9 protein-coding genes are annotated in these 10,118 nt (G+C 61.6%); 3 read left to right on the top strand and 6 right to left on the bottom strand.

The window, feature by feature from the left end; genetic code table 11:
* On the top strand, positions 1–162 hold a 162-nt coding region (locus CWE16_RS06760; protein WP_269088339.1), incomplete at its 5' end, for a sigma factor-like helix-turn-helix DNA-binding protein.
* Here CWE16_RS06760 and CWE16_RS06755 read toward each other — a convergent pair.
* Entirely contained in the window at positions 159–638 is a 480-nt protein-coding gene (locus CWE16_RS06755) for a hypothetical protein (RefSeq protein ID WP_131593998.1), read from the bottom strand. The two genes, CWE16_RS06760 and CWE16_RS06755, sit on opposite strands and share 4 nt — an antisense overlap.
* 52 nt (positions 639–690) lie before the next feature.
* On the bottom strand, positions 691–2,379 hold the full coding sequence (locus CWE16_RS06750) for an ABC1 kinase family protein (RefSeq protein WP_131593996.1): 1,689 nt from the start codon (positions 2,377–2,379) through the stop codon (positions 691–693).
* A gap of 84 nt (positions 2,380–2,463) precedes the next feature.
* Here CWE16_RS06750 and CWE16_RS06745 point away from each other — a divergent pair, with 84 nt between their 5' ends.
* On the top strand, positions 2,464–3,882 hold the full coding sequence (locus CWE16_RS06745) for a lysine decarboxylase (protein WP_131593994.1): 1,419 nt from the start codon (positions 2,464–2,466) through the stop codon (positions 3,880–3,882).
* A 46-nt stretch (positions 3,883–3,928) separates the two neighbouring features.
* Complete coding sequence (locus CWE16_RS06740) at positions 3,929–4,822, top strand: phosphatidate cytidylyltransferase (protein ID WP_236629616.1); 894 nt, start codon at positions 3,929–3,931, stop codon at positions 4,820–4,822.
* Positions 4,823–4,844: 22 nt separating this feature from the next.
* Here the strand turns inward: CWE16_RS06740 and CWE16_RS06735 are convergent, their stop codons facing one another.
* Genes CWE16_RS06735 through CWE16_RS06720 form a run of 4 tightly spaced genes read right to left on the bottom strand, consistent with a single transcriptional unit; the run spans position 4,845 to position 10,112 of the window.
* A complete protein-coding gene (locus CWE16_RS06735) occupies positions 4,845–5,480 on the bottom strand; it encodes an LmeA family phospholipid-binding protein (RefSeq protein WP_131593990.1) in 636 nt (211 codons plus the stop codon).
* Positions 5,477–6,346, bottom strand: coding sequence for an alpha/beta fold hydrolase (locus tag CWE16_RS06730; protein WP_131593988.1), 870 nt, complete (start codon positions 6,344–6,346; stop codon positions 5,477–5,479). The genes CWE16_RS06735 and CWE16_RS06730 overlap by 4 nt, the downstream gene beginning before the upstream one ends.
* Positions 6,343–7,488: an iron-containing alcohol dehydrogenase family protein gene (locus tag CWE16_RS06725; RefSeq protein WP_131593986.1), complete on the bottom strand. Its 1,146-nt coding sequence runs from the start codon at positions 7,486–7,488 to the stop codon at positions 6,343–6,345. The genes CWE16_RS06730 and CWE16_RS06725 overlap by 4 nt, the downstream gene beginning before the upstream one ends.
* Positions 7,489–7,496: 8 nt before the next feature.
* The gene (locus CWE16_RS06720; protein ID WP_131593984.1) at positions 7,497–10,112 is read right to left on the bottom strand and encodes an ATP-dependent Clp protease ATP-binding subunit; all 2,616 of its coding nucleotides are present in this window, start codon (positions 10,110–10,112) and stop codon (positions 7,497–7,499) included.
* Positions 10,113–10,118: the final 6 nt, after the last annotated feature.

Raw genomic sequence — 10,118 nt, 5'->3', positions numbered from 1 at the left:
CTGCGGATGCGGTATGGGATGGACGGGGAGGAGCCGATGAGCCTCACCGGCATCGCCAAGTCATTGCGGATGAGCCGTGATCGAACCCGCCGTCTTGAGCGGGAGGGCTTGGAAATGCTGCGAGGGCTGGATGGCCAACTCGAGGCTTACGTGGCGGCTTAGAAGAATTCGTCGAAGTTGTCGAAGTCGACCGCTTTGAAATTGCCGCTTTCCACCTGCCGCATCAGCCCCTCCAGCTGAACCCAGAGGGCTCCGCCGGTCAACAGCGATAGAAGCAAGGCAATCAGGTAGGCAGCACCGGATGCAAAGCCGAACACCTGCAGTGAACCTCCGATGAAGAGGGTGATCCCGATCAGGGTTCCGGCATAGCTCATGGTGGTCTCCGCCGTGCCGAGTGGAAGCAGGGCCAGGCGATCCTGTTTCCACCCGTTCAACCGGTCCTGCACCAGTTGGGCGAAGGTGAGGCCGCAGAGCACGCCGATGGCCAGGCCCAGACCTGCCACGAGGTAGGGGGGCTGGCTGAGGGGCGCATACTCCAGCAGGATTTCGTCGGCGTTCAGGTCGCCGAAAGCCCCCGTAAGCAGATCCAGGCTCGCCTGCTGGGCATCAAGAGGCGCGATGTCCGGTTGAAGTGCCATGGCGGGCCTATCTCCCTGAGCAGGGTTGCTGGAAGCGCTGACCTTAGGGGACTCAGGCGACAGCGAGTGGATTCAAGCTCTGCAGCACACCACCTGCCACGCGCCGAGGGCTGAAGGTGCGACGGATGAGGCCCAGCAGTGCACGCAAATCGCTTGTGCTGAGCCGGTCATCACGAATCAGCGTTAGCAGCAGGCGACGCCGAAGGTCGGATCCGTCTTGGCTGAGCAGGAGGCGCAGCCCCGCCCCTGCCACCGGCAGCAGCTCCAGGCCGGCTCCACCCCCTTCGTCCCCGACAACGTTGAGGAGGCTTTCGAGGCGTTCGATACGGAGTCGGCCTTCGGCATCGAAGATCACCTCCAGAAGTTTTTCGCGCATCTCGCGGGTGTCACCGGCCAGAAGGCGTTTGGCCACGTAGGGGTAGGCGACAGCAATGATCCGGAATTCAGGATCGAGCCGCAGCGCTAATCCCTCCTGGCTCACAACCGCGCGGATAATCAGGGCAAAGCGAGCGGGCACCCGGAAGGGGTAATCAAACATCAGCTCTGAGAAGCGATCCGTGATCGCTTTGAAGTTGAAGGAGCCGACCTCCTCTCCAAGACTGCCCCCCAGCACTTCTTCAAGGGCAGGAATGATCGGGGTTAGATCAGCGGTCGGGGCCAAGAAACCAAGGGTTTGAAAATCCTTGGCCAGGGCTGAAAAGTCACGATTGATCAGGTGAACCACCGCTCCGGTGAGCGTGAGCCGATCGGCATCGCTGATCGAATCCATCATTCCGAAGTCCACATAGGCCACATGGCCCAGATCGCCACTGCGACCACTGAGGGCAAAGAGATTGCCTGGATGGGGGTCGGCATGGAAATAGCCGAACTCCAGGAGTTGCTGCAGGCCGCTGATCACGCCCGTGCGAATCAGCGCCGTGGGGTCGAGTCTTTGGGCTTTCAGTTCCTGGCGGTCCCGCAGTTTCGTCCCATGAATCCAGCTGGTGGTGAGCACGCGTCGACTGGAGAGCAGGCGTTCCACCTTGGGAATCGTGACGGCAGGGTTATCAGCGAACAGAGCCGCAAAGCGTTCGGCGTTGTTCGCCTCAAGGCCGTAATCGATCTCCTCGAACAGACTGCGGCCGAATTCATCGATGATTTCTCCCAGACCGAACCCGAGATTGAGCGGCAGGAACGGTGCGCTCAGGACCCCGAGGGTGCGAATCAGGACCATGTCCCGGCGCAGGATGAAGGGCAGATTTGGGCGCTGCACCTTGACCGCCACCCAGTGCTGGCCGTGAAGCCTGGCTCTGTACACCTGCCCGAGGCTGGCTGCCGCCACCGGGGCTTCGGGGAAATCGGCAAAGAGCTGTTCAACAGGGGAGCCAAGATCCGCTTCGATCGTGGCTAGAGCAATGGCATGGGGGAAGGCGGGAAGATCGTCTTGCAGTCGTGTTAGCTCGTCCAGCCAGTCGCGCCGGATCAGGTCCGGTCGCGTCGAGAGCGCTTGCCCCACCTTGATGAAGCAGGGCCCGAGGTCCGCGAGGGTGCGCAACAGGCTTCGGGCGAGGTTGCGCTGCACCTCGGGGTCGTTGCTGCTGCCTCGAATCAGGAGCTTGAGTCCAAGACTCAACAGGGCCCAGAGGATTTGGATCAACCGCGGAATCGAAAGCCAGGGGCGCAACAGCAGCCAGCGAGCATCGCGGCTCGGGTCATAGCGGAGTGTGTCTTCCTCACTCCTTGATGCACTGGTTGCGGCCATCACGAGCTCTCCCTGGCGCAAATCTAGAGAGATGGTCCTGGCGGATGATGAAGGGTGGGGAGACCCGGGTGTTTTGGAAGCTCGATGGCCACGCTGTTGTCCCAACTGCTGCCAGCCCGTTTCCCTCAACAAGGGCGGTTGGATGCCTTGCATCTCCCGGCCCACGGTCGCGGATCTGCTCTGCCAGGGGATCTACGACGGTTGCTGGGCGGACGACCGGGGAGTTGGGATCTTCCTGAACTGCCAATGATTGGTGGACCGCTTGAAGCGGAGGGGGCGGTCGCTGAGAGCCAGAGGGAAGCAGCAGCAGCCGTGGGGGCTGATCATTGCTGGTATGGCGTGAATGGGGCGACGGGGCTGCTTCAGGCAGCCCTTCTGGCGATCGCAACGCCTGGTAGCTCCGTGCTGATGCCCCGCAATGTGCACCGCAGCTTGATTCAGGCCTGCGCGTTGGGGGGAATCACCCCGCTGCTTTTTGATCTGCCTTTCCTCCCCGACCGCGGTCATGTCGCAGCCCTTGAGGGGCCCTGGCTTGCCAGGGTTCTGCAAGAGCTGGATCGTCAGAAGCAGCGACCGGTGGCGGCCGTACTCGTGCAGCCGACGTATCACGGTTACGCCGCAGATCCTCTGGCCCTGGTGGCACCGCTTCAGGCTCGAGGACTCCCCGTTTTGGTGGATGAAGCCCACGGTGCCCATCTGCTTCCGGGGGTGGACCCCGATCAGCCCCGATCGGCCCTGGCAGCAGGGGCCGATCTGGTGGTGCATTCTCTGCATAAATCCGCCGCTGGTTTGGGCCAGACCGCTGTGCTTTGGGCGCAAGGCACGGCCGTGGATTCGGACGCCATTGCTCGTTCGCTGGGGTGGTTGCAAACCACAAGCCCCAGTGCGCTGCTTCTGGCCTCCTGTGAAGCAACCCTGGGCGAATGGCGCAGCGTGCGGGGCCGTCGCTGGCTTAACCGCAGGTTTGACCAAGCCAGAGCCCTGGCCGTTCAGCTCCGCGACAGTGGTCTGCCTTTGCTCGAGACTCAGGACCCCTTGCGTTTGATCTGGCATACGGCTGCCGCTGGCATCAATGGTCTGGACGCTGATCCCTGGTTGATGGAGCGCGGTCTGATCGCTGAGCTTCCGGAACCTGGATGTCTGACCTTCTGCCTGGGGCTGGCCCGCCACCCCGGACTTGCACGCCGCATGCAGCGCCTCTGGCGAGAGCTCTGCCGGCACCAAGGTGGGACAAGTCCCGCTGAGGTGTTCTCCGCGCCACCGCTGCCCTTGCTCGGAGCTCCTGATCTGGATGTTCGGGCTGCATGGTGTGGTCCCAAGCGATCTGTTCCGTTGGCGCAGGCTGCGGGGGCGATCGCCGCCCAGTTGATCTGCCCCTACCCCCCGGGCATTCCCCTGGTGATTCCAGGGGAGCGACTCGACTCCTTGCGGGTGCAGTGGCTGCTCGAGCAGGCTGCCCTCTGGCCCGATCAGATCGACGGTATGGTGAAGATTGTGGCTTGAGTGCCGCTGATGCAGCGACGTCATGGTTGAGGCCATCCGGGGCAGGATGGCAAGCGCGTCCGGCCTTGTCTCCCGGCAGCGCTTCAGCAGTGGTTGTCTTGCGGGGGTCTTCGGTCTTCTAGTCGTCGGCTTAGGTGGCTGGTGGTTCACCCTGGCGCTTGGGGTGATCGTGCATCTGGGGTTGCTGGAGTTCTTCCGCATGGCCCAGTTCACCGGGATTCGTCCAGCCACCAAAACCACATTGGTGGCCTGCCAGCTCATGCTGATCAGCACCCAGTGGGGCGTTGAAGGCGGATTGCCTTCGCACCTTGCCGCGGCTGTTCTTCCCCTCTCTGGTGCAGCGATCTGCGGCTGGTTGTTGCTTCAACCCGTGACCGGATCGATCGCCGATATCGCGGCTTCGATTTTCGGCCTGTTTTATCTGGGCTTTCTGCCCAGCCATTGGATCAGGCTGCGCAACCTCTCCGATGTTTCCCTTGCGCCGGGCCTTTCGGATCTTCCCGCCTGGTGTGGTGGTTGGATCAGCAGCGGCCTGGTGATCACGTTGATGGCCTGTCTGATGATCGTGGCGAGTGACATCGGCTCGCTCTTGATCGGGCGCCGCTTCGGTCGCATGCCCCTGTCGCCGATTTCACCGCGCAAGACCGTGGAGGGTGCCATCGGTGGGCTCGTGGCCGCTGTTCTGATGGGGATTGCCTTCGCACTGCTGTTGCGATGGCCCCTGGCTCCCTGGCTAGGCGGGGGGCTGGGTGCCTTGGTGGCCTTGTTCGCCCTGGTAGGGGATCTGACCGAATCGATGATGAAGCGGGATGCGGGCCTTAAAGACTCCGGTGATGCCCTGCCTGGCCATGGCGGCATCCTTGATCGCATCGACAGCTATCTGTTCACCCCCGCGGTGGTCTTCTATGCCGTCACGTTGGTCTTGCCGGTGCTGCAGTAATCTTCAGGACATCACTACCCTCTCAAGGCTGCACTGTGGCTTCACCAAGGAGGTGGAGTTGGCCTGCCTGGAGTCGGGCTTCCTTAATCCGGATGCCTGGGTCCATGGGCAGATGGACAGCCTCATCGGCATCCAGATGTTCAATGCGTAGGGTGCCGGCATCCGCCTGGAGTCGGAACTGACGACGAATCGAGTCGCCGGCATTGATGACTGGTGCCTCCAGCAAAAGAATGTCGTTGTTCACAGTCAGGCTCCCCAGGGTGGGCAGTCCGAGGAGTTGTTCGGCCAGCCAGTCACCGAGCCATCGCCAGCGATCGCTGAGCAGGGCTCGGTTGAGATCCGTGCCCTGCAGGGTGACGCCACCAGTGAGTGAAAAGGCTTGCTGAAGCTGGAGGACCTGTTGCGGGAATCCAGGCCGCAGGTTGACCTTCAACGCTCCGCTACGCAATTCAGCGTGCTGAATCGGCAGTCCCTGAAAACTTACCCGCCTGGCCTTCAGGTCAACCGCATCCAGCCGGCCGCGTAGTAGCTGTAAGGCTGATCCGTGCAGATTGAGCTTCAGCTCGCCGACCTCGTCACATTGACTGCGGATCCAGAGCCCCAGGCCATTGGCCAGCAGCTGAAGGATCGGACCGGAGCTGGCACTGCTCTCACTCATCGATGGACCTCCATGGATCTCCATCGCTCGGCCACGAGTTCAGCTTGATCGAGATGGGGCAGATGTCCACAAGCGTCAACCTCCTCAAGCCGTGAACCCAACAGCGTCAGAGCAGCTCGTTTTTGCGGCGCTCTCAGGATCCGATCCTGGCGTCCCCAGAGCACGTGGAGGGGTTGAGGGGGAAGGGGCTCACCGCAGCCCGCGAACCCTCCACTACGGGCAAAGGCTGCGAGGGTCTTGGCCCAGCCGGGCACCTGAAGGTGGAGGGAGGCGATTTGCACCTCCGGATTCCCCACGCTGGTGTCGGGCTCTGCAAAAGCCTGCCGGCATAACCCTTTGCGGACACCGGGGCGCCCGAGAAACCACACCCCTAGTTGATCCAAGACCGGAGGAAGGGGCATCGGTCGGCCATCGAGACCTGCTGGGGCAAGCAACAGCAAGTTGTTGATCCGCTGCTGATGACGACGGGCCAGTTCCAGGGCGACGGACCCACCCATGGAGGCGCCAATCACCCCAATCGGCTCGTTGGCCGGAAGTTGGTCCAGCAGATGGCTCAGATGCTCCATGACGGCATGGGGGCCGACGCTGGCTTCGGGATGGCGTGGGCAGAACCCGAAGCCATAAAGATCCGGGATCAGCAGAGTGTGATCTCTGCTCAGCAACGGGGCCAGTCGACGGAATTCCAGGTGTGAGCTGTCAAAGCCATGCAGCATCAGCACCAGTGGTCCCTGGCCTTGGCGCACCACTGGGTAGCGATCCGCTACTGGGCCATCAAGAGGCAGCCATTGCACCGATGCGATGAGCTCGCGGGCCTGAGGATCGAGCAGGGTGGGTGCGGTCTTCTCCAGCAGCTGCTGGTTGTTCAAGCCTTTTGCTCCTTCGGTTGTTTCTGGCCACTGCTGATCCCACTGTCGGTGCTGATCAGGGCTTCAAGCAGATCGGTTTCAGTGACTGCGAAGGGCAGGTGATGGAGATCCGATCCGGGGCGGCAGGCGAAACGGCTGGCGCTCCGAAGCTCGTGAAGACCGGCCTTGGCCAGGCCGAGGTCCGTCAGGGTGACTGGCACCCCCATGGACTGGAGAATGGGGAAGAGCTGACGGCGAGCCTGGGCTGCTAACTTGCTGCCTCCCAAGCGTTCCTCAAGGCGCAGCTGCACCAGAATCCCAAATCCCACCTTCTCGCCGTGAAGGGCGTCATGGCAGGCCGGCAGCTGGGTGAGTCCGTTATGGACGGCGTGGGCAGCCACGGTTCGGCATTGAGCTCCACCCAAACCACCAATCACCCCTGCCGTCAGTCCGCAAGCTTCAGCCACCCTGACCCAGGCTTCACTCTGAGGATCGGTCAGAGCGGTTCCGGCATCGATCAGGAGCTGGTCGCGCAGCACTCGAGCCATTTGCACGGCCTGCTGAATCACTCCGTCGTTGCTGGCGCCGCTACTCACCGAAGCCTCATACCACTTGGCGAGAGCATCGGCGATTCCGCTAGCCAGGGTGCGGGCTGGTGCTTGGCGCACCAGGTTGTGATCGAAGATCAATAGATCCGGACAGTGCTTGAGGGCGACGTCTCCTTCAAAGGCACCGCTGGGTGAGTAAAGGTTGGAGAGTGCAGTCCAACCGGCGCAGGTGGCAGCGCTTAGGGGCACGGTGATGCAGGCGAGGCCTAGGCGATTAGCCAGCAGTTTTCCGGCATCGAGCACCTTGCCGCCGCCGGCAGCGATCAATCCATCGCAGGCGTGATCACGAAGCTCCTGCTCGAGACGCTGCAGGTCGCGTTCACAGCAATCGAATTCCAGGCTGAGCTCGTGAGGGGAGAGCCCCGAGCGGTTCAGATCATCGTTGAGTTGCGCACGAAGCGAGCTCGTGGCGGAGCTTCGTCCAAGCAGGGCCGGTCGGTGACAGAGGGATGCAATGTGTGGAAGGGCCTGCAACCAGGCCCCCTCACCCCTCATCACCCTTGCTGGGGCGATCGCATGGCTGGCGTAAGCCGCCGATGCAGCGGGTTCAACCATGTCCGTTGTCAGAGTCCAGCGCTGGCGAGCTCAGGCGTGACTGGGGCACTGCTGTTGACGTGCCTCACCACCACCTGTTTCTTCTCGTCCACATCCACCTCAACGGCATCACCGTCCTTGATCCGACCTGAGAGCACTTCTTCGGCAAGGCTGTCTTCGAGCAGTCGCATCACGGCACGACGCAGGGGACGAGCTCCATAAGCGGGGTTGTAACCCTCTTCCACGAGACGTTCCTTGAAGGCGTCGGAGACCGTGAGGGTGATGCCTTTCTCGCCGATGCGTGAGAAGACCTCTCGCAGCATGATCTCGGCGATCTCCGTCACCTCATCGCGGTTGAGCTGACGGAACACGATGATTTCGTCGAGGCGGTTGAGAAATTCAGGACGGAAATACTGCTTCAGCTCTTCGTTGACGAGGGAGCGGATGCGGTTGTACTGGTTCTCTTCGGCGTTCTCTCCAGAGAATTCAAAGCCGAGGCCACCGCCGCCCTTCTCGATCACTTTCGAACCGATGTTCGAGGTCATGATCACCAGGGTGTTCTTGAAGTCGACGGTGCGACCTTTGGAGTCGGTCAGTCGGCCGTCTTCAAGAAGCTGCAACAGCAGGTTGAACACATCGGGATGCGCTTTCTCGATTTCGTCAAAGAGAACGACGGTGTAGGGACGGCGACGCACGGCCTCAGTGAGTTGCCCACCCTCGTTGAAGCCCACGTAGCCCGGGGGAGAACCGATCAGCTTGCTGACCGTGTGCCGCTCCATAAATTCGGACATGTCGAGCCGGATCATGGCTTCTTCGCTGCCGAAGAAGTAGGTGGCCAGAGCTTTGGTCAGCTCGGTTTTACCCACCCCTGTCGGGCCGGAGAAGATGAAGCTTGCAATGGGGCGATTGGGGTTTTTGAGACCAACGCGAGCCCGTCGGATCGCTTTGGATACGGCCTTGACGGCTTCGTCTTGACCGATCAAGCGCTGGTGGAGGGTGTCCTCCATGTTCAACAGTTTCACCGATTCGCTCTCGGTGAGTTTCTGCACCGGAACGCCTGTCCAAGAGGCAACGATCTGGGCGATGTCCTCCTCGTTCACCACCGGGGTGGTCAGTTCACCACCTTCAGATTTTGTCTCGCTGGTGACCTCTCCCGATGCACCCTCGGCCACAGCTGTTGCGGCTGGAGATCCAGCCTCGGCTGTTTGGCCTTCAGCGTCAGGCGAGTCGATGCTGTCGGTGTTGCTGTCGGAGCGGCTGCTCTGAAGCAGGGTGCGGATCTGTTCGCGCAGCTCCACTTCCTTGTCGCGCAGCTCACCGGCGCGCGTGAAATCCTGATCGCGAACAGCATCTTCCTTTTCTTTCTGAACCTGGCGCAGCTCCTTGTCCACCTCCTTGGCAGCGGGTGGCAGCTTGGAATTGAGGAGGCGCACCCGGCTGCCGGCCTCGTCGATCAGATCGATGGCCTTGTCAGGAAGGAAGCGATCCGAGATGTAGCGATCGCCGAGGGTTGCGGCCGCTTCAAGGGCTTCATCCGTGATCTTGAGGCGGTGGTGTTGCTCGTAGCGCTCTCGCAGACCGCGCAGGATTTCGATCGTTTCGGCAATCGACGGCTCACCCACCGTGACGGGCTGGAAGCGCCGTTCCAGAGCGGCATCGCGTTCGATGTGCTTTCGGTACTCGTCGAGGGTTGTAGCACCGATGCATTGCAGCTCACCACGGGCGAGGGCCGGCTTGAGGATGTTGGCAGCGTCGATCGCGCCCTCGGCTGCACCTGCACCAATCAAGGTGTGCACCTCGTCGATCACCAGGATCACGTTCCCGGCCGCCTTGATCTCCTCCATGATTTTTTTCAGCCGTTCCTCGAACTCACCGCGATATTTGGTGCCGGCGACGAGCAGGCCAATATCGAGAGTCAGAACACGCTTCTCTTCGAGGATGTCAGGAATGTCACCCTGATGAATGCGTTGGGCGAGACCTTCGGCAATCGCGGTTTTGCCCACACCAGGTTCACCAATGAGCACCGGATTGTTTTTGGTGCGCCGGCCGAGGATCTGGATCACCCGTTCGATTTCGTTCTGACGACCGACGACGGGATCCAGCTTGGCTTCACTGGCGAGCTGGGTGAGGTTGCTACCGAATTCATCGAGGGTCGGTGTCTTGGTCGACCCCTTGCTGCCCCCACTTCCGCTGCCGGCCCCTACTTCAGCGGTCTCGCCGAGCATGCGGATCACCTGGGTGCGGACCTTGGCCAGATCAACACCGAGGTTTTCGAGCACGCGCGCAGCGACACCTTCACCTTCTCGGATCAGGCCGAGCAGGAGGTGTTCGGTGCCGATGTAGTTGTGTCCCAGTTGTCTGGCTTCCTCGAGCGAAAGCTCCAGGACGCGCTTGGCTCGGGGGGTGAAGGGAATCTCGACGGCAACGAAGCCAGAGCCTCGTCCGATGATTTTTTCGACTTCAACCCGGGCGTCCTTGAGGTTGACGCCCATCGACTTCAAAACCTTGGCGGCCACGCCTGTTCCCTCGCCGATCAGGCCGAGAAGAATTTGCTCAGTGCCCACGAAGTTGTGACCCAGGCGGCGAGCCTCTTCCTGGGCCAGCATGATCACCTTGATGGCCTTCTCGGTAAACCGCTCAAACATCGTCCA

It is taken from the genome of Synechococcus sp. BS55D (assembly GCF_004332415.1).
GTDB lineage: Bacteria > Cyanobacteriota > Cyanobacteriia > PCC-6307 > Cyanobiaceae > Synechococcus_C.
Note: the sequence above shows the minus strand (reverse complement) of the source record. Positions and strands in the feature narration are given on the sequence as shown.

What these genes read in the sequence shown, in the direction of transcription:
- CWE16_RS06755 (WP_131593998.1), bottom strand. Translation starts at nt 638, where the DNA reads ATGGCACTTCAACCGGACATCGCGCCTCTTGATGCCCAGCAGGCGAGC.
- CWE16_RS06745 (WP_131593994.1), top strand. Translation starts at nt 2,464, where the DNA reads ATGGCCACGCTGTTGTCCCAACTGCTGCCAGCCCGTTTCCCTCAACAA.
- CWE16_RS06720 (WP_131593984.1), bottom strand. Translation starts at nt 10,112, where the DNA reads ATGTTTGAGCGGTTTACCGAGAAGGCCATCAAGGTGATCATGCTGGCC.
- CWE16_RS06750 (WP_131593996.1), bottom strand. Translation starts at nt 2,379, where the DNA reads ATGGCCGCAACCAGTGCATCAAGGAGTGAGGAAGACACACTCCGCTAT.
- CWE16_RS06735 (WP_131593990.1), bottom strand. Translation starts at nt 5,480, where the DNA reads ATGAGTGAGAGCAGTGCCAGCTCCGGTCCGATCCTTCAGCTGCTGGCC.
- CWE16_RS06740 (WP_236629616.1), top strand. Translation starts at nt 3,929, where the DNA reads ATGGCAAGCGCGTCCGGCCTTGTCTCCCGGCAGCGCTTCAGCAGTGGT.
- CWE16_RS06725 (WP_131593986.1), bottom strand. Translation starts at nt 7,488, where the DNA reads ATGGTTGAACCCGCTGCATCGGCGGCTTACGCCAGCCATGCGATCGCC.